The organism is Halomonas sp. KM-1, from assembly GCF_000246875.1.
Classification (GTDB): Bacteria; Pseudomonadota; Gammaproteobacteria; order Pseudomonadales; family Halomonadaceae; genus Halomonas; species Halomonas aerodenitrificans.
Genome location: NZ_BAEU01000109.1, coordinates 52,794 through 73,444 on the forward strand (window position 1 = coordinate 52,794; position 20,651 = coordinate 73,444).

The following is a 20,651-nucleotide window of genomic DNA, read 5'->3' on the forward strand; positions in this document are numbered from 1 at the left end:
AAAGGAGATGACCAACATGGCACACACCCTCCCTGACCTGCCGTACGCCTACGATGCGCTCGAGCCGCACATCGATGCCATGACCATGGAGATCCACCACTCGCGTCACCACCAGACCTATGTCAACAACCTGAATGCTGCCCTCGAGGGAACGGGTCTGGAGGACATGCCGGTCGACGAGCTGCTCGCCAACCTCGATCGCGTGCCGGCCGACAAGCGCCAGGCGGTGATCAACAACGGCGGTGGTCACTCCAACCACACCATGTTCTGGCAGATGATGTCGCCCAACGGCGGTGGCCAGCCCAAGGGCAAGGTGGCCGCAGCCATCGACAGTGAGCTGGGTGGCTTCGAGGCCTTCAAGGATGCCTTCACCAAAGCGGCCCTGGGTCGCTTCGGCAGCGGTTGGGCCTGGCTCAGCGTTACCCCGGAGAAGAAGCTGGTGGTGGAGAACAGCCTCAACCAGGACAGCCCCATCTCCAACGGCAACACCCCGGTGCTGGGTCTGGACGTGTGGGAGCACGCCTACTACCTGAAGTTCCAGAACAAGCGCCCGGACTACATCGCCGAGTTCTTCAACGTGATCGACTGGGAAGAGGTGGAGCGCCGCTATCAGCAGGCCACTGCCTGATGGCATGACGTCCTGACCCAGGCTCCACGAAAGCCGCAACCCTCGGGGTTGCGGCTTTTTCACTTCAAGCGGCCTCAATGCCTGTTGTGACAGTAAGATAAGAATATTTATAGTAATGATTATCATTTGACATTGTTGGCGTGGCTCATCAAGATGTCCATCTCGTTGTTCGTATAGGCAGGAGGCCTGGCGGTGGACGCGTGCAAATGGAGAGCGGAGATCGAAGATATCTTCGTCAATCACCGGGCGCGACTCTGTTGCGTGGCGATGAGGATTCTGGGTAGCGCCGATCAGGCAGACGATATTGTGCAGGATGCCTACCTGAAGATATCGGAAGCGCAGGCCGTCTTCAGCATCAGGCAGCCTATTGCCTATGCTTCTCGCGTGGTGCGCAATCTCGCGATCGACCGACAGCGGCGGTGCCTGTTCGAGTCGGCTCTGTTCAAGGAGGAGGAGCAGGGCGAGCTGGTGGCTGTGCCGAGCGGCTCTCCCGAGGCCATCGAGATCGATCGCCAGGCGTTGGAGCGGGTCGTGCGGGCCTTGGACGAATTGCCCGACCGCACGCGCCGGGCCTTCGAGCTGTATCGCATGGGCGGGCATACCCAGCGTGAGGTGGCCGAGCAGCTAGGTGTTTCGACCACGCTGGTCAACTTCATGATTCGCGATGCACTCAGCCATTGCCGAGGTTGTCTCTTCGCCGATTGACTGCTGTCATCTCTTCGCTGTTGCTATCTTGTTACAATGGTTGCAATTGGCCTTGTCTCCATGGCCAACAACCCGACAAGAGGCAATGTGGAAATGGGCAATGGTAGCGATGCTGTATGGCAGGCAGCCCTCGACTGGTTGATGCTTATGCACGATGGTGAGCTTGATGATGCCGGGCACCGGGAGCTACATGCCTGGTTGGCGGCGTCGCCGACACACCGTGAAGCCTTCCGCGAGGCCGAGCGCCTCTGGACGATAACCGGGCTGGTACCCCCCAAAGACAAGTAACGTTCTCTTCTCTCTTCTCTCTTCTCTCTCCTCTCTATTCCCTCCTTTCGCTTATGAGCCTGTGCTTGGCTTAAATTCTTTCGCCCCTCGTTCGTCATGGTAAATGAGAAGCAATAGCATGCTTCGAAAAAACCATGCACCGACGAGGTAAGCGTCATGACGAGTTGTTTCGATCGCGAAGACGGGATGTTCCGCGTCCTGGTCAACCACGAAGAGCAGTACTCCCTGTGGCCCGAGTGGAAGGCGATTCCCGCCGGCTGGAAAGATACCGGCGTACTCGGCGACAAGCAGACCTGCCTCGACTACGTGGAAAAGACCTGGACCGACATGCGGCCGCTCTCGCTACGCAAGTGGATGGAAGAGCAGCAAGCCACGGCGGAAGCGGAGTAGGCAGATGCATCCCCAACGGATGAAGCTGCTCTGTCTGCCCTGCGCGGGGGCCAGCGCCACCATGTACCTGCGCTGGAAGCGCCGCTTGCCGGCATGGGTCGAGGTTCACCCCATTGAGCTACCGGGGCGGGGCGAGCGCCTGGGCGAGCCGTTCATCAAGGATTTCGAGACCCTGGTGGTGCGCCTGTGCGAGGAGCAGGCGACGCGCATGCGCGGCGACTTTGCCCTGTTCGGGCACAGCATGGGCGCGCTGCTGGCCCACGGTATGGCGTTGCGCCTGCACGATGTGGGGCGCCCCCAGCCGCGCATGCTGTTCGCCTCGGGGAGCCCGGCGCCCTCAATGCGCGATCCGCAGCGCTTCGCCGGGCTCGACAACGACGAGGCCCTGGTCGCCGACCTGCGTCAGCAGGGCGGCACCCCCGAGGAGGTATTCGCAAGTCCCGAGCTGCTGCGCCTCACCCTCGACGTGCTGGCGGCGGACTACCGCCTGTGCCGCGGTTTCCGCTATCGCGGCAGGCCACCGCTCGACTATCCGCTGCAGGTCTTCGCCGGACGTGATGACGACATCGAAAGCGAACGCCTGGAGGCATGGCGACGTGAGGCGGGCGGGGCTTTCTCTCTGGAGTGGTTCGAGGGCGGGCACTTCTTCATTCGCCAGCAGGAGGCGCAAGTACTGGCGGCCATCGAACATTCGCTGAGTTCACGGCTAGCGGAGGTGCCCCATGCAGCGCCTGCCGTTGGCTGAATCGGTACCCACGGAGCTGGAGGTCTGGCAGTTGCTGCTGGATACCGGCAGGGAGCCGACACCAGACGCCTGGCGACTGCTCAGCCACACAGAGCAGGCGAGGGCCCGGCGCTTTCACCACCTGGCGGATCGTGTACGAGCCGTTGCCACCCGTGCAGCACTGCGTCGGCTGCTGTCGGAGCGAGTCGGGGTGGCGGCCGATGCGCTGACGTTCAGCGAGAACGCCTACGGCAAGCCGCTGCTGTCCGGTGTCGAGGGGCCGGCGTTCAACGTCTCGCATGCCGGCAACGTTGCCCTCATTGCACTGGCGTCCAGCGGTGCGGTGGGGGTCGACATCGAGCGGCAGCATACCGACGCCGAGCTCGAAGCGCTTTACGACCTGCTTTTATCGCCGAGCGAGCGGGCCGAGCACGACGGGGGAGAAGGGGGCTTGCCCCTGATCGAGCGCTGGGTCGTGAAGGAGGCAACGCTCAAGGCCTTGGGCGTGGGGATCGCCGAGCATCTACCGGCGCTGTCGGTCTTCCTCTCGTCTGGCCAGCGCAACGCCTACCGGCTCGATTACCGCTTGGCCGCCCCACCCCTGGAAGCCTGGGCGATCAGCGCGCCGGCAGGCTATATCGCCGCGCTGGCCTGTGCCGACAGGACGGCGAGCGAACGCTACAGCACACACTCTTTAGGAGGCCAGCCTTGCACAGCAATGGCACAACACCAGTGAAACACGCCGCAGAAGCCTTCGAGCGTAAGGCGCCTACAGGGTCGGAACTGCCCAGTCTGATCTCCCCGGCGTATGAGAACCAGCCGTTATTGGAAGCCTTCAGCGAACTGCGTGCCGATGTCGAGACGCTGGTGACACGGTTTGGCGGGGTGCTGCTGCGTGGCTTCCAGGTGCCCTCGGTCGACGCTTTTCAGCAGTTTGCCGCCGCCTTTGGACATCCACTGCTGAGCTATGAGTTCGCTTCAACGCCACGCTCAGCGGTTTCGTCAGGCATCTATACCTCCACCGAATATCCTGCTCATCAGCATATCCCGCTGCACAACGAGCAGGCCTATACCCGCGAGTGGCCGATGAAGATCTGGTTCCACTGCGTCACCGCTTCGCCGGAGGGCGGCGAAACGCCGATTGCCGACAGCCGTGCCATCTACCGCCGCATGCCCGTGGAGATCCGCGAGCGCTTCGAGCCCGGCATCCTCTATGTACGCAACTACGGCGATTTCGACGTGCCCTGGCAGCAGGTCTTCAACACCGACGATCGCGCCGAGGTCGAGGCATTCTGCCGTCGTGCCGGTATCCGCTGGGAGTGGAAGCCGGATGGCGATCTACGCACCAAGCAGTTGTGCCAGAGCATGGAAACCCATCCCGTCACCGGTGAGCGGGTGTGGTTCAACCAGGGCCACCTGTTTCACGTCTCCAACCTGCAGCCGGAAGTGCGTGAATCGCTGGAAGAGTTGCTCGACCCCGAAGACATGCCGCGCAACGTCTACTTCGCCGACGGGAGCCCCATCGACGACGCCATCTTCGATGAGATTCGCGGCGTATTGGACGCAGAGACCGTGATCTTTCCCTGGCAGGCGGGCGATGTGCTGATGCTCGACAACATGCTGGTCGCCCACGCACGTACACCTTTCAAGGGACCGCGCAAGGTCGTGGTGGCCATGGCGGAAGGCCACGGCAACCTCGCCAACACCACCTTTTGATACGCCATCCCCGGGTCTGACTTTCAGTAGGTACGCATATGAACGCAGCACACACCGCCGCACCCAGCACCGATCACCCCCGTGACTTCGTCGAGCACTTGTCAAGGCTGGCCAGCGAGCGGCCCACCGATAGTGCCTTGATCGTGGTCAGCGCCCAAGGCGAGATCACCCTCGACTACGCCACCCTGGAGCGGCGTTCGCGTACCCTGGCCAGCGAGCTCCAGCAGCGGTTCCCGGCGGGCGAGCGTGCCCTGATCCTGCTCGACAACGACGAGCACTACGTGGTGGCGTTCTTCGCCTGCCTGTATGCCGGGGTGATCGCCGTGCCGGTGTTCCCCCCGGAATCGGCCAAACAGCAGCACCTGGCACGCCTGCTGGCCATCGCCGCCGACTCCCAGGCCGCCTGCGTGCTGACCTCGGCGGCGATCATCGATGTACTGGCATCGGCCGGCGAGGGCTTCGTTAGCACCGAGCTGATCCCGGTGGATGCCGTGGACGAGTCCCGCGCCGACCAGTGGCGCGAGCATCGCCCGCAGCGGGGCGACGTGGCCTTCCTGCAATACACCTCGGGCTCCACGGCCACGCCCAAGGGGGTGATGGTCAGCCATGGCAACCTGATGGCCAATGAGCGGGCCATTGCCTCGGGGTTCTCGATCGGTGCCGATGATGTCTTCGTCAGCTGGCTGCCGCTGTATCACGACATGGGCCTGATCGGCGGCTTGCTGCAACCCATCTATCGCGGCATTCCCGCCGTGCTGATGAGCCCGACCTTCTTTCTTCAGCGCCCGGTGCGCTGGCTGGAGGCGATCTCCCGCCACCGTGGCACCGTCAGCGGCGGCCCCGACTTCGCCTACCGCCTATGCCTCGAGCGCATTCGCGACGACCAGCTCGCCGCGCTGGACCTCTCCAGTTGGCGAGTGGCGTTCTCGGGCGCCGAGCCGGTGCGCCACGCGACCTTTACCGGCTTCATCGAGCGCTTCCGCCCGGCGGGCTTCGCCGCCGACACGGCTGCCCCCTGCTATGGGCTGGCCGAAGCCACGCTGCTGGTAACGTGCAACCCACGCGATACTGGCGTGGTGGGTACGGCGTTTTCCCAGTCGTCGCTGGCGCAGGGGCAAGCCAGCCCCGCGGCGGAGGGCAACACCCTGGTAGGCTGCGGCACGCCGCCACCCGACCACAGGATCGATATCGTCGACCCCCAGGGCCACCACTCCCTGCCGGCGGGCGAGGTGGGCGAGATCTGGGTGCATGGGCCCAGCGTGGCCCTGGGCTATTGGCAGAACAGCGTGGCAACGGCACACACCTTCGTCAGCCGCGATGGGGTGAATTGGCAATCCGCTGACGGTGAGCAAGACGCCGGCGGCAGTGTGGGGCGCTGGCTGCGCACCGGCGACCTGGGCTTCCTGCATGACGGGCAGCTGTACATCGCTGGGCGTATCAAGGACTTGATCATCCTGCGCGGCCATAACGTCTACCCCCAGGACATCGAGTGCGGCATCGAAGCCGAGGTGGAAGCGGTGCGCAAGGGGCGGGTAGCGGCCTTTGCCGTCACCACGCCGGAGGGGGATGAAGGGATCGGCGTGGCGACGGAAATCTCCCGCGGCATGCAGAAGCTGGTGCCCGCCGAGAAGCTGATCGATGCCCTGAGCGAGGCGGTAGGAACCGCCTGCCACGAGCCCCTGGCAGTCGCCGTGCTGCTCAATCCCGGCGGCCTGCCCAAGACTACCAGCGGCAAGCTGCAGCGCAGTGCCTGCCGCCAGGGCTGGGAGGCCGGCAGCCTGGATGCCTACGCTATTCACGCCTTCGGCTACTTCGTCAGCGGTAGCGACGATGGCGAGGAAGGAGACCCACCCGCTGGCCCGACAGCGTCTGGGCACGCTGCCGAAACCACGGCCGAGAATGAAACGCAGCGCACCCTGGCAAAGCTCTGGCGCCAGGTGTTGAAAATTGACGACGACAAGCCGTTGGCAAGCGATGCCCACTTCTTCGCCAGCGGGGGTAACTCACTTGCGGCGGTGCAGCTGGCGGGACGTATCAGTGAGTGCTGGCAGATCGATTTCCCGACTCGAGTCCTGATGGAGACGCCGTATCTTGACGCTCAGAGTGAAGAGATCGAACGCTTCGCAACGCGCTCGATGGCGAGCAGCGGGATGCCCCACCGGGATGCGCTGGTGCCCATTCCGCGGCACAACGCGCTACCTTTGGCACCTGCCCAGCGTCGGCTCTGGCTGGTGGATCGCTTGGCGAGTCAGACCCGTGACCAAGAACGTGCCGCCTACAATTTGCCTGCACTGTTTTCCCTGAAAGGAGAGCTGTGCCTGGATGTCTTGCAGAACACCCTCAATGCTATCGTGGCACGGCATGAAATCTTGCGTACACGCTATCCGCAGAACGAGCACGGCGAGCCCATTGCGGTCATCGAAGATCGACTGATCGTCGATCTGCCCGTTCTGGATTGCCGTGGCCTGTCGGAGCATGAGCAGCAGCGATATCGGCAGGAAATGTTTGCGGAGTATGCGAGCAGTGCGTTTGACCTGGCTACGGGGCCCCTTATAAAAGCGTGCCTGCTACGTTTTGGCGACCAGGACCACGGCCTGATACTGGTCATCCACCACATTGTCTTCGACGGTTGGTCGGAAGCCGTCTTTATCAAAGAGTTTGTCACGACCTATCGGGCGCTGATCGATGAGAAAGAGAGCGAGCTTCCCGAGCTGCCCATACAGTACGTGGACTATGCCGCTTGGCATGAGAAAGCCCTGTCGGGAGAGGCGTTCGAGAAAAGCGCGGCTTTCTGGCGGCGTTATCTAAAGAGTGCGCCGCCGCTCTCGACACTCCCATCCGACTTCTCCAGGCCCAGCCAGGCATCGCATGCGGGTAAGGCTTTCCGCACGCAGCTAAGTCCCGAGCTGTCAGCGTCGTTGAATCGGCTCGCAGCAGAGCGTGGCACCACGCTATTTACCCTGCTCTTGGCGAGTTTCCTGCTCATGATGCATCGTCAGACACGGCAGCAAGACCTGGTGGTGGGCACCGATGTCGCCGGCCGCCAGCATCCCGATGTGGAGCCGCTGATTGGTTTCTTCGTCAATGTAATCCCGCTGCGATCTCGCTTGACGGATGAGCAGATCGATTTCTGCCACTGGCTCGAACAAGTCCAGACCAGTGTGCTGGATGCTTTCGACCATCAAAACGTCCCGCTCGACAGGATCGTCGAGCTATCGGGTAGCTCCCGTGAGCGAGATCGTTCACCGCTGATACAAACCCTCTTCGTACTACAAAACACGCCAACCGAGCGCTTCTCCATTCCGGGGCTGGAGGTCGAGGTCATGCCCCAGCCCAGGCGGGAGTCGAAGTTCGACATGGCGCTATTCGTGGAAGAGCGTGACGCCGGGCTCTCGGTCGAGTGGGTATACGCCACGGCCCTTTATCGACACGACACCATCGAGCAGCTGACAGGGGCGTGGCAGTCGCTACTGGCGCAGATCGTGGAAGCCCCTAGCCGCCACATTGAGGAGTTTCGCCTACCTGTTAAGGAGAAACACGCTATGCAAAGCAAGCTTGCCAAAGGCGCCAAGCTCAACAAGCTCGGCAGCCTTAAATCCCAACCAAGTGCACGCACCTCTTCCAAAGCGGAAGCGCCAGTGCGTACCTTATTGCTCGATGAGAAAAGAGTTTTCCCTCTCGTGATCGAGGCAACCGATGCGGACCTTGATGCAGTGGAGTGGGCGACGTCACAGCGCGACGTCATCGAGCAACATTTACGTAAGCACGCAGGCATACTCTTCCGTAATTTCCGCCTCACGACACCCCAAGATTTCGAAGCCTTTGCCGAGGCGATTCAGCCGGGCTTATATGGCAACTATGGTGATCTTCCCAAGAAAGAAGGGGGGCGCAATACCTACCGTTCTACCCCTTATCCCGAGCGCCAGATGATTCTCTATCACAACGAAAGCTCGCATCTGGATCGCTGGCCGCGCAAACAACTGTTCTTCTGCGAGTACCCCTCTGCTGTTGGAGGGGCCACCCCGATCGTGGACTGTCGCGAGATGCTGCGCCAGCTGCCCGCCGACGTAGTGGAGGCGTTCGAGCGCAAGGAACTGCTTTATGTACGCACCTTCACCCGCAACCTGGACGTGAGCTGGCGGGACTTCTTCAAGACCGATAGCAAGGGGGAGGTGGAGGCCCGGCTGGAAGAGGCGGGCATCGACTGGCAGTGGTTTGGCGACGATGAGTTGCAGACACGCACGCGCTGCCCAGCAGTGGTAACGCATCCGGTGACCGGCGACCGGGTGTTCTTCAATCAGGTGCAGCTCCACCACGTCAGCTGTCTCGAGCCTGACGTGAGAGACGACCTGCTTGGCCTGGTCGGCCAGGAGCGTCTGCCGCGCAATGTCTACTTCGGCGATGGCTCCGTCATCAGTGACGAGATCATGCAGATCGTTGGCGAGGCCTACGAAGCATGTGCCGTGCGCTTCGACTGGCGCCAGGGCGATGTCGTGATGGTCGACAACATGCTGGCGGCCCATGCCCGGGATCCCTTTGAAGGGCCACGCAAGATCGTGGTGGCGATGGGAGATATCTACCAGCGCTCGGCATTGGCAGAGACCCAAGGGGCAAGCGCCGATGCCGAGTTGGTCGGTCAATGAAGCCACGGGTATGGGGAGTCAATCGATGAATGCGATAACCGAACGGCCGGACCTGGCCCATTGGCCGCTGAGCCCTGAACAGCGCGCGGTGCTGACGGCGTTGGATACCCAGGAAGGTGACGCCTCAGCGATGGCGTCGCCGCAAGTCCACATCATGGCGATCGATATTGAGGGGGCGCTGGATGTATCGCGGCTGGAGCGCACACTGAGCGATCTCAGGCTGCAGCACGAAGCCCTGTCAACGGCGCTTTGCAAGGTAGCGGGGTACCGTGGGCTGAGGCATCAGGCACTCGACGCCCTTGCTGATATCGAGTGGCTGCACGAGGACTTGCGCGGCCGCGATGATAAGGAAACACGGCTTGACGAGCATGCCGAGGCGCTTCGCCAGCACCCCCTGGCCGTCGAGCACGGCGAGCTGCTTCGCCCGGCACTGCTGCGAACCGGTGACACCGCATGGGCACTGCTCCTGGCAGTCTCGGCGCTGGCAGCGGATCGTGGCAGTCTGCAAGCGCTGTTCTCGGCGCTACCGGATGCCTATGCCCTGGGCGGCGCCGCCGATGATGAGCCGGCGCTGCAGTATTCCCAATTCATCGAATGGCGTGCGTCCCTCGAAAGTGACGAAGACGCCCAACAAGGGCGTGAGTACTGGCAGGCGCATCAGCAAGGCGCTGAGCAAGCGGGGGCGTGGCGTCTGCCTGCCAGGCGCTTGGGCCAGCCTGCATCGAGCCCAGCGTATGAGCACGTGGCCTGGGCACTCGAACCCGACTTGGTCGCGCGCATCGATGGCCTGGCCGACGAGCTTCAGGTATCCGCAGAGGCTGTGCTGCAGGCGGTTTGGTGGGCGTTACTCGCCAGGATCAGCGGCAGCGAGTGCGCGCTGGGCGGTTGGCAGCACGACTGCCGGCAGGATTACGAGGTGATGCAGGGGGCGATTGGCCTCTTCGATAAAGTCCTGCCGGTGCTGGTTGACGGGGTCATGGATCGCGGCTTCTCCGATTGGATCGTGCGCCTATCCGAACAACTCGAAGCGCACATACAGGCCCAGGAGTACTGGCCGGTGGATGCGCTATCCGATAAGCGTCACCTAGCAGCAGGGTTCGCTCTTGCCAGCGAGGCGAGGGATCACGATGCCGCGGAGGTACGCTGGCATTTGCGGGCGCTGCCTGGGCCCTCGTCTCCATTCGAACTCATCCTGCATATTGGCCGCAGTGAGCACGGTGCAGTGGCGACGCTCTACACCGACCCCTCATGCTACAGCCGAGCGGTCGCCGAGTGCCTGCTGGACCAGTATCAGTTGTTGCTCAGGGTAGGGCTGGCCGACCCTGCGCAGACGATACGCTCGGTACCGCTTATTTTTCCTGATCAGCAGCAGGCGCCAGCGCTCGAGGGGGGCACACTCGATGTTGGTGAACGCAGCGTAGCGGCGCATATTGCCGCATGGGCGGACGCAACACCTGACGCCATCGCTATCGAAGAGCAGGGCACCACGCTGAGCTATGCCCAACTACACGCCCGCGTCAATGATATCGCGGGGTGGTTGGGTAGCCAGGGCGTCAAGCGTGGTGACTACGTGGCACTCGACCTGCCGCGCTCCACGCATGCCGTCGTGCTGCTACTGGCCGTATGGCGTGTCGGTGCCGCTTATCTACCGCTCGATCCTGAGTGGCCCACCGCCCGCAAACGGCAGGTGCTCGAGGATGCCCAGCCCGCGCTGGTGGTGAGCGCTGAAAATGCCGAGGCGGAATCCACAGCGTTCGCCCTTCCTGGCATCCCCTGCGTGGGCTTGCCACAAGCGGTGGAAGAGACCGACAGCGCAGAATCACTGCCAGAACCAGGCCTGGGTGACGTGGCCTATCTCCTCTATACCTCAGGCTCCACGGGCACCCCAAAAGGCGTGATGATCGAGCACGCCCAACTGCTCAATTATGTGGCCGCTGCCACCAGGGCCATGAACCTCTCGACATGCCAGCGCTGGGCACTGACGGGGTCGTTGGCCACTGACCTGGGCAATACGGCACTGTTCGGCGCCTTGTTCAATGGTGCCCGCCTGGTGATCGCCGGGCCTGACGACATGCAGGATGGAGAGGGCTTTGCGCGTTTCATGTCAGCGACCGACATCGATGCGCTCAAGATCGTGCCGTCTCATCTAGAGGCCTTGCTCGAGAGCGACGCCCCGCGCCTGCCCAGCACCCTGATACTGGGCGGTGAAGCGGCTTCTCCTGCCTTGCTTTCTCGCATCGCGCAGCTCTCGTCCGAGATCCAGCTATACAACCATTACGGCCCCACGGAAGCGACCGTCGGCGTCCTGGTGCACCCGGTATCGCTGTCTCACGATATGGGCAGCCCTCTGCCACTCACCCAGGCGTTGCCTAACTGCCGCTGTCGGGTGCTGGACGATGGCCTGGGAGTAACGCCTGCCGGTGCCGTAGGGGAGCTGTATCTGGGTGGCGCCCAACTGGCCCGCGGCTATCTCAATCACGATGCGGCAGCGTTCGTCGAAAATCCCGCCATGCCCGGTGAACGGCTCTACCGCACCGGCGACCTGGTGTGCGTGCTGCCTGAGGGTGGCGTAAGGCCTATCGGGCGAGTCGACGACCAAATCAAGCGGCGCGGTTTTCGTATCGAACCGGCGGAAATCGAAAGCGTGTTGCAAGCCCAACCAGGGATCAAGCAGAGCCTGGTGCGTCTGAGCGGTTGCGGCAGCAACGGGCAGGAACTCGTGGCGTTCCTGGTGGCTGATGCCGAGGCCGTGTCCGCAGAAGGCCAGGCCCGGCTTCGCGAGCAGCTGGCCACACGCCTGCCCGAGCCCATGCATCCTTCTCGCTTTATCCACGTCGAGGATTTTCCCCGCTTGGGCAATGGCAAGGTCGATAGCCAAGCGCTGGACGCTCTTGCTCACCAAGCAGGTGAGCAACGACCGCTGACGAAACCGCGGGACGCCGTGGAGGCCGCCCTGTGCCAGTCGATGGCCGAGTTGCTGGGGCGCGAGGAGATCGGCATCGACCAAGACTTCTTCGAGCTGGGCGGGCACTCCCTGCTGGTGATCAAGCTAGTGGCCCGTATCCGTAAACAACTGGGTGTCGAGATAGCCCCCGGCGTGGTGTTCGACCACCCCACCGCTGCTGAGCTGGGGAGTGTGCTGCGTGAGAGCGATTCGGAGGCGCGCGAAGGCGGGCTAGCCGAGCTCGATACCCACTGAGATGCCAAGTCCGTTCGATAACACCATTCGCAATACGGTTCAGGAAGAGGGGTAATTCATGAAGGAAGCAGTTCATTCACCAGGTCTGACAGCACCAGATAATGAAACGGCGGTGCGAGACAGTGTGCCCTCAGAAGGTAATGGGTTCCCCCTGTCATACTCGCAGCAGCAGCTCTGGTTCCTATACCGTTACTCCCCGGACCTTACCGCCTATAACCAGCCGCGCGCGTATCGCCTAACCGGAAGCGTGGATGCTGGGGCGCTAGAGCGCGCCTTTCAAGTGTTGATCAAGCGCCATGGAGTACTGCGAACGCGATTCTTCGAGCGCAACGGCGTACCACTGCAGATACCACTCTCCAATGTTCCGTTCTCCCTTGATAGGGAAGACCTTACTGGGCTGGACGGGCCGAAGCAGGACGAAAGGCTGGCGCGTTCGATCGAGGAAGTCGCGCAGCATGTCTTCGATCTTGGCAAGCCACCGCTGCTCATGGCTCGATTGATCAGGATGGAGGAGCGCCGACACGTTCTGGTCGTCTGTCTTCACCACATCATCTCGGATGCCTGGTCCAACCGTATCATCGAGTCCGATCTAAGCGATGCCTATCGCATGGCCTTGCACCAGGACGGAGATATTCAGCTTCCGAGCCTGTCAGTGCAGTATGGCGACTATGCGCGACAGCAGCAGGAGAGAGTGGCAACGGGCGCCCTTCACAAGGAGCTCGCGTACTGGAACGACCATCTTGGCGATGATGTTCCCCCGCTGGATATCCCGACGGATCATGCCTATCCCAAGCGGCTCGGGTTCACTGGCGATGCGCAACGTTTTGTGCTGGAAGGTCGTCTCGCCAACTCCCTGAAAGCCTTTTGTCAGCGCGAAAGATTCACACCCTTCGTGCCGCTGTTCGCCGCCTGGCAAATCTTGTTGTCTCGCTATTGTGGGCAGCAGGATTTTGCCATCGGTGTGCCATCCTCTGGCCGACAGCAGGAGGCGTTCCAAGACGTCGTCGGTTTTTTCATTACCACGCTTCCGTTTCGGGCGAGAGTGGAGCCGGACCTGTCCCTGGGCGAGGTATGTCGCCAAATCAAGAAAGATGTGGTGGGCTCTCTCGACCATGCCGATATGCCACTGGAGATATTGCTTGAAGAGCGGAAGGCTAGGCGAGACCCGACTCGGCAGCCGCTGTTCCAGGTCATGTTCGGTCTCCAGCTCAAGTCAGAGGACGAAGCGCTCGCGTTGGAGGGGGCATCAGCTGCACTGATCGACATTCCACAAACGAGTGCAAAATTTGAGCTATCCCTGGATATGCTTATCGAGCAGGAGCAAGTGGTTGGTACGTTGGAGTTCAATACCGACCTGTTCGAGGAGCAGACCATCCAGCGACTGATTGGTTATTACCAGAAGGTGCTGGGAATCCTGCTGGAGGAGCCAGATACCCGACTCTCCTCGATCGAACTACCTGGTAATGCCGAGAAAGCCCTGCTGCTCGATTGGGGTAGCCGCGAGGCGATGAGTGAGTCTATTGAGCCCATCTTCCACGAGTTCGAGCGCCAGGCCGCGGCAACCCCAGAGGCCGAGGCACTGGTATTCGACGATCAGTCGCTCAGCTACGCCGAGCTGAATGCCCGGGCCAACCAGCTGGCCCACTATTTGATCGGGCTAGGTGTAAGACCCGAGACCCGAGTGGGTATCGCTGTTGAGCGCTCCATCGAGATGGTGGTGGGGCTGCTGGGCATCCTCAAGGCCGGCGGCGCCTATGTGCCGCTGGATCCGGATTACCCCAGAGAGCGGCTCGCTTATATGGTCGAAGACAGTGGCATTGAGCTGCTGCTGACCCAGCAGCATCTCCGCGCGTCGCTGCCGATAACCGATGGCCTGAGCATTGTTGAGTTGGATCAGCTGGACATTGCACAACACGTTTCTACCAATCCAGCAGTGGCGCTGCACGGCGAACACCTCGCCTATGTTATCTACACCTCTGGCTCCACCGGGCGACCCAAGGGTGCGGCCAACCGCCATCGCGCGCTGAGCAACCGCCTGGCGTGGATGCAGGATGCCTACCGGCTAACGGCCGACGATGCGGTGCTGCAGAAGACCCCGTTCAGCTTCGACGTCTCGGTGTGGGAATTCTTCTGGCCGCTGATGCAGGGCGCGCGGCTGGTGATGGCGCCACCAGGCGCCCATCGCGAACCGGCACAACTGGTCGAGCTGATCCGTACCCACAAGATCACCACACTGCACTTTGTGCTCTCGATGCTGCAGGCCTTCCTGGCCCACGGCGACGTCGAGGCCTGCACCAGCCTGACGCGCATGGTATGCAGCGGCGAAGCGCTACCGGCGGAGCTGCAGAATCAGGTATTTGCCCGCCTGCCTCACACGGCGCTCTATAACCTCTATGGCCCCACCGAGGCCGCCATCGACGTTACCCACTGGACCTGCCAAGAGGATGGGCGCAACCAAGTCGCGATTGGCCAACCGATCGCCGGTATCCGCACTTACGTACTGGACGGTGATCTTAATTTGACACCGCCCGGGGTCGCCGGGGAGCTCTATCTCGGAGGCATTGGGTTGGCACGGGGCTACCTACACCGTCCAGACCTTACCTCAGAGCGGTTTATCGCCGACCCGTTCATTGAGGGAGAACGCCTCTACCGCACCGGCGACCTGGTGCGCTGGCGTGAGGACGGCCAGCTCGAGTACCTGGGCCGCCTAGACCATCAAGTGAAAATCCGCGGCCTGCGTATCGAGCTTGGCGAGATTGAAGCCGAGCTGCTCTCTCAGCCGAAGGTTCGCGAGGCGGTGGTGATGGCACAAGAAGGCCCCGTTGGTTCTAGGCTAGTCGCTTATGTGGTTCCCCAAGCCGATAGTGAGCTCGATATTAGCTCACTACGTGAAGCGCTGGGCCAAAAGCTACCGGACTACATGGTGCCGGGGTTGGTGGTACCGCTGGCAGCGCTGCCGCTGAGCCCCAACGGCAAGGTGGACCGCAAGGCACTGCCAGAGCCGGAGTTCACTGGTGGCGACGCCCACGAGCCGCCGCAGGGCGAGATGGAAGAAGCGTTAGCGGCAATTTGGTCAGAAGTATTGAGCGTCGAACGGGTGGGCCGCCACGATAACTTCTTCGAGCTGGGTGGCGACTCGATTCTCAGCCTGCAGATCGTCTCGCGTCTTCTCCAGGCCGGCTGGAAGATTACGCCCCGCCAACTGTTCGAACGTCAGAGCGTGGCCGAATTGGCAGCGGTGGCCGAGGCGACGAGCGAGACGTTGGCCTCGAGCTTCGGTAGTGCCGAAGGCGAAGTGCCGCTGTTGCCGTTCCAGGCTGAGTTCTTTGCCCAGGCGATACCGGCACGTCACCACTGGAACCAGGCGGTATTGCTGCATAGTCGAGAGGCACTCGACACAACGGCGTTGTCGCAGGCGCTGAGTGCGCTCGTCCGGCATCATGACAGTCTGCGGCTGCGTTACTGGCAGGATGTCGACGGTGCCTGGCGGCAGCATTATGCAGAAGTGGCGGATGTCCAGGAGCAGGAACTGCTATGGGTGCGCCAGGCCAGCGATGCCGCAGAGATCGAAGCCTTGTGCGAGAGCGCTCAGCGAAGCCTGGACCTTAGCGAAGGGCCATTGCTGCGAGCGCTGGCCATCGAGGTGGACGACGGGAGCTGGCGACTGCTGCTGGCCATTCATCACCTGGTGGTGGACGGCGTGTCGTGGCGCATCCTGCTCGAAGACCTACGGGCGGCTTATTCCCAGGTGCGGACTGGGAAGGCCATCGAACTGGCAGAAAAGAGCAGCAGCCTGCTGGATTGGGCCGGGGCCTTGCAAGGCTATGCCGAGACCCATGGCGATGAACTAGGCCATTGGCAGCGTCTGGCCGGGGTGCCCGTTGAGCTACCCTGCGACGAACCGGACGGTGAGAATACCAGTGCCTGGCAAACCAGTATCCAACTGCAGTTGGACGAAGCCCGTACCGAGGCGCTGCTCAAGGCGGCGCCGACGGCCTACCGCACCCAGGTCAACGATATCCTGCTGACTGCCTTGGGCAGGGCGCTATGCGCTTGGAGCGGTCACGAACGGATATTGATCGACCTGGAAGGTCATGGCCGCGAGGACCTGTTCGAGGGCATCGACCTATCGCGCAGCGTAGGCTGGTTTACCAGCCTGTTCCCCGTGGTGCTCGCGCCCCAAGGGGAGTTGGAGCAGGCGTTGAAGCGCGTCAAGGAGGGCTTGCGTGAGACTCCGCACAAAGGGCTTGGCTACGGAGTCTTCAAGCACCTGGGCAGTACTGGGCAGCAGCAAGCACTGCATGCCCTGCCCAAGGCCCAAGTGGTGTTCAACTACCTAGGGCAATTCGACGGCAGTTTCGACGACGCAGCGCTCTGGAGCCCTGCCCGGGAAAGCGCCGGTACCTGCTTCGATGACGATGCTCCACAGCAGCACGAGCTGGTGATCAACGGCCAGGTTTATGCCGGCCGACTCACGCTGAGCCTACGCTTCAGCCAGGCGCGCTATCGTCATGCCACCGTGCAGGCCCTGGTCGATTGTTTCCAACGAGAGCTGGAGGCGCTGGTAGCTCACTGTACCAGTGGCGTACACGGGGCAACGCCCTCGGATTTCCCGCTGGCGACCATCAGCCAGAAACGCCTGGACCGTCTGCCACTCGATTTCGACAACCTGGCTGATCTCTACCCGCTGTCACCGATGCAGCAGGGCATGCTGTTCCATAGCTTATACGACGTGCATGGAAGCGCTTACCTCAACCAGTTGCGGGTGGATATCGATGGCCTTGATCCACGCCGCTTCAAGTCGGCCTGGGAAGCGGTGGTGGAACGTCACGACATCCTACGCAGCGGTTTTCTGAGTCAGGACGATACACCGCTGCAGTGGGTTGCCAGACGGGCCGAGTTACCCTGGTTCGAGGCGGATTGGCACGCTCGAGAGAGCCAGAAGGTGGAGCTTGACGACCTGGCCCAGGAGCAACATCGCGCTATGGATTTGACCAAGCCACCTTTGATGCGTGTGGCCTTGGTGAAAGTCGACGAGACACGTCACCACTTGATCTGGACGAGTCATCACCTACTGCTGGATGGCTGGAGTGGCGCTCAATTGCTGGGAGAGGTCATTCGGCATTATGAGGGTTCTCCCTTGCCCGCACGCGCCGGCCGCTATCGCGATTACATCGAGTGGTTGGAAGAGCGCAAGGTCGAGGCGAGTGAATCCTTCTGGCGTGAACGGCTTGGACAGGTAGAAGAGCCGACTCGCCTGGTCGAAGCCTTGCCCGCTGCCACCGGCTCGGCAACGGAGCCTGGGATATATCGCAGCGAACTAGATAGCCAGCATGTCGACTGGCTGCAAGAAGTGGCGCGTCACGAGCGAGTAACGCTCAATACCTTGCTACAAGCCGCCTGGGCTTTGCTGCTGAGTCGTGTTACCGGCCAGCAGACGGTCACCTTTGGCGCCACGGTCGCGGGCCGCCCCGCGGACCTGGATGGTGCCGATGAAATCTTGGGGCTGTTCATCAATACCTTGCCGGTCATCACATCCTTGAAACCAGATATGCGTTTGGGTGACTGGTTGCGTGAGCTGCAGGTCGGAAATCTAGCGTCGAGGGAACACGAACATACGCCGCTTTATGAAATTCAGCGCTGGTCCGGCAATGGAAGCCAGGGGTTGTTCGACAATATCGTGGTATTCGAGAACTTCCCGGTGGATGAGATTCTGCTCGAGTCGGATAAACGACAATTGTCGTTTTCGTCAATTCAGAGCGATAGCGGAAATCACTACCCTCTGACACTTCGCGTCAAGCTAGGTAGCGGAATTAGCCTGGATTACTTGTATGACCCCGACGCGTTGAGCGAGGAAACGGTTGGCCTGTTGGCACATCAGTTCGAATCTCTCCTGAGTGAATTCCAATGGAAAAATAGCACTCGAGAAAGTCGCTTGTGCGACGTCTACTCGCAAGACGCGGAACTCGGCCTGCCGGTGGTGAACAGGTCGTGGCAGGAAACAACCGTACTGACTCTATGGCAGCGAATGGTTCGTGAATCGCCGGATGGCCCGGCGGTGAGCGATGATGCTAGCCGCTTGACCTATACCGAACTGGATTCCCAGGCCCAGCGTCTGGCACAGGCACTCATCGTACAGGGCGTTGGCCCTGGGGCGCGTGTTGCCATTCACGCCGAGCGTTCATGCGAGTACGTACTCGGTATTCTCGCCGTACTCAAAGCGGGCGGGGCCTTCGTGCCGCTGGATCCACAGCTGCCGAGCGAGCGCTTGGCCTACCAACTGGCTGACAGCGGCGCTCGCTTAATGCTGAGCAGTATGACGTGTAGCTGGAACGGTGACGTTCCGGTCATGGCGCTGGCGTTTGACGACAACATGCCGGCCTCAGTTGAGTCTGAGCTGCCCGTCATCCATCCCCAGCAGACCGCCTATGTGATCTATACCTCTGGCTCCACGGGCAAGCCCAAAGGGGTGGCGGTCAGTCACGCTGCCCTGGCCAATTACGTGCAGGGCGTTCTGGAGGCGCTGGCGCTACCAGAGGATGCCCGCAACATGGCGATGGTCTCGACGGTAGCGGCGGACCTGGGACATACGGTGCTGTTTGGTGCCTTGTGCACCGGGCGCACCTTGCACCTCCTTTCCCCCGAGTGCGCCTTCGACCCGGATGCCTTTGCGGCTTATATGCGGGAACAGCAGGTGGATGTGCTGAAGATCGTGCCGAGCCACCTGCGGGCACTGCTGAGTGCCGCCAACCCGGCCGATGTACTTCCGCACGAGCGTCTGATTCTGGGCGGCGAAGCGACCGACTGGGCGCTACTGGCGCGTATCGCCGAACTCAAGCCAACCTGCCAGGTGCTCAATCACTACGGCCCCACGGAAACCACGGTAGGCATTCTCACCCAGCAAGCCGACGTGGCCGATCGAGCTGCCAGCACGCTGCCGATCGGCACACCGCTGGCCAATGCTCAGGCCTACGTGCTCGATCCCTGGCTCAACCCGGTGCCGAAGGGCGTTGCCGGCGAGCTCTACTTGGGTGGTCCAGGGCTGGCGCAAGGCTATCTGCAACGTCTGGGGCAAACGGCGGAACGTTTCGTCGCCAGCCCCTTCCATGCGGGGGAACGGCTCTATCGCAGCGGTGACCGTGTGCGTCAACTGGCCGACGGTAGCCTGGAGTTCCTGGGCCGAGTGGACGATCAAGTCAAGATTCGTGGCTATCGGGTGGAGCCGAGCGAGATCGCTGCACTGCTGCGCGACCAGTCGGGTGTCTTGGAAGCCGAAGTGATCGCGCGGGAAAGCGAGGAAGGCCGTGCGCAACTGCATGCCTATGTGGTGATGGCTGCCGGGAGCGACGTGGATGACGCCGCGTTACTCGCGCAACTGGGCGAACGTGTGCCGGACTATATGGTGCCCAGTGCCATGGTACGACTGGATGCCTTGCCGCTGACCGCCAATGGCAAGCTGGATCGCAAGGCGCTACCCGAGCCAGTGCAAGCCGGTAAGGATAAGGCCTTCGAGGCGCCCCAGGGAGAAGCAGAGGAGACCCTGGCAGCGGTCTGGGCTGAGGTGATCGGCTGCGAACAGGTAGGGCGTAATGACAACTTCTTTGAACTGGGTGGCGACTCCATCCTCAGCCTGCAGATTGTCGCGCGCTCGCGCAAGCGTGGCTACAAGGTAACGCCCAAGCAGTTGATGGAAGGGCAGACCGTTGCCACCGTGGCGGCGATGGCCACGCCCATAGCGGTCGCCGCACCTAAACAAGTGGCTGTACAAGATAAGGTCGCCCCCTTCGCACTGCTGCCGGTACAGCGCTGGTTCTTTGAGCAGAACTTTGCCGAGCCACACCACTGGAATCAGTCGTTGATGCTGGAAGCAGACGGTAGTGTAGATACCGTGCTGCTACGGCGTGCCATTGAGGCAGTGGTCGATCACCATGGCGCCTTACGGCTGCGCTTTGAGCGCGTTGGCGATAGTTGGCAACAAGCCTATGGCAAGCTAGCCGATGACCTCTTCGAGCACCTCGACCTGAGCGACCATGCGGATCCGGCGCAGGCCATCACCCAGGCCGCCGAGGCTGCGCAGCGCAGCCTGAGTCTGATGCGGCCGTTCCGTGCCATCTGGGTGGAACTGGGAGGCGAGCACGGCGGGCGACTGCTGCTAGTGACTCACCACCTAGTGGTAGACGGCGTCTCGTGGCGCGTGATTCTCGACGACCTGCAAGCGGCTTACACGCAGTTAAGTTCAGGGAATGCGATCGACCTACCACCGGCAACCACCTCGCTAGATGAGTGGGCGCGCGCTTTGGCCGACTACGCCACATCGGAGGCGTTGGCTGAGCAACGCTCCTATTGGGAGAGACTTGT

10 protein-coding genes are annotated in these 20,651 nt (G+C 61.9%); all 10 read left to right on the forward strand.

Annotated features, from left to right (window positions below; translation table 11 throughout):
- Positions 1 to 16 precede the first annotated feature (16 nt).
- Positions 17 to 628, forward strand: coding sequence for a superoxide dismutase (locus B8115_RS11640; protein ID WP_010627973.1), 612 nt, complete (start codon positions 17 to 19; stop codon positions 626 to 628).
- Positions 629 to 820: 192 nt separating this feature from the next.
- Entirely contained in the window at positions 821 to 1,333 is a 513-nt protein-coding gene (locus tag B8115_RS11645; RefSeq protein ID WP_010627974.1) for an RNA polymerase factor sigma-70, read from the forward strand.
- A 60-nt stretch (positions 1,334 to 1,393) separates the two neighbouring features.
- Positions 1,394 to 1,621, forward strand: coding sequence for a FecR/PupR family sigma factor regulator (locus tag B8115_RS11650; RefSeq protein ID WP_202949079.1), 228 nt, complete (start codon positions 1,394 to 1,396; stop codon positions 1,619 to 1,621).
- Positions 1,622 to 1,777: 156 nt separating this feature from the next.
- Positions 1,778 to 2,011 carry an MbtH family NRPS accessory protein gene (locus B8115_RS11655; RefSeq protein WP_010627976.1) on the forward strand — a complete coding sequence of 78 codons (234 nt, stop codon included), beginning with the start codon at positions 1,778 to 1,780 and terminating at the stop codon, positions 2,009 to 2,011.
- Positions 2,012 to 2,015: 4 nt separating this feature from the next.
- Positions 2,016 to 2,756, forward strand: coding sequence for a thioesterase II family protein (locus tag B8115_RS11660; protein WP_010627977.1), 741 nt, complete (start codon positions 2,016 to 2,018; stop codon positions 2,754 to 2,756).
- Positions 2,734 to 3,471, forward strand: coding sequence for a 4'-phosphopantetheinyl transferase superfamily protein (locus tag B8115_RS11665; protein WP_010627978.1), 738 nt, complete (start codon positions 2,734 to 2,736; stop codon positions 3,469 to 3,471). The genes B8115_RS11660 and B8115_RS11665 overlap by 23 nt, the downstream gene beginning before the upstream one ends.
- Entirely contained in the window at positions 3,468 to 4,451 is a 984-nt protein-coding gene (locus tag B8115_RS11670) for a TauD/TfdA family dioxygenase (protein WP_026038066.1), read from the forward strand. Before B8115_RS11665 ends, B8115_RS11670 begins: the two co-directional genes overlap by 4 nt.
- Positions 4,452 to 4,489: 38 nt before the next feature.
- Positions 4,490 to 9,094 carry a condensation domain-containing protein gene (locus B8115_RS11675; RefSeq protein ID WP_010627980.1) on the forward strand — a complete coding sequence of 1,535 codons (4,605 nt, stop codon included), beginning with the start codon at positions 4,490 to 4,492 and terminating at the stop codon, positions 9,092 to 9,094.
- Positions 9,095 to 9,119: 25 nt separating this feature from the next.
- A complete protein-coding gene (locus B8115_RS11680) occupies positions 9,120 to 12,293 on the forward strand; it encodes an amino acid adenylation domain-containing protein (protein WP_010627981.1) in 3,174 nt (1,057 codons plus the stop codon).
- Between the two features lie 58 nt (positions 12,294 to 12,351).
- Positions 12,352 to 20,651: non-ribosomal peptide synthetase (locus B8115_RS11690; RefSeq protein ID WP_141638575.1), on the forward strand; the 8,300-nt coding region annotated here is incomplete at its 3' end.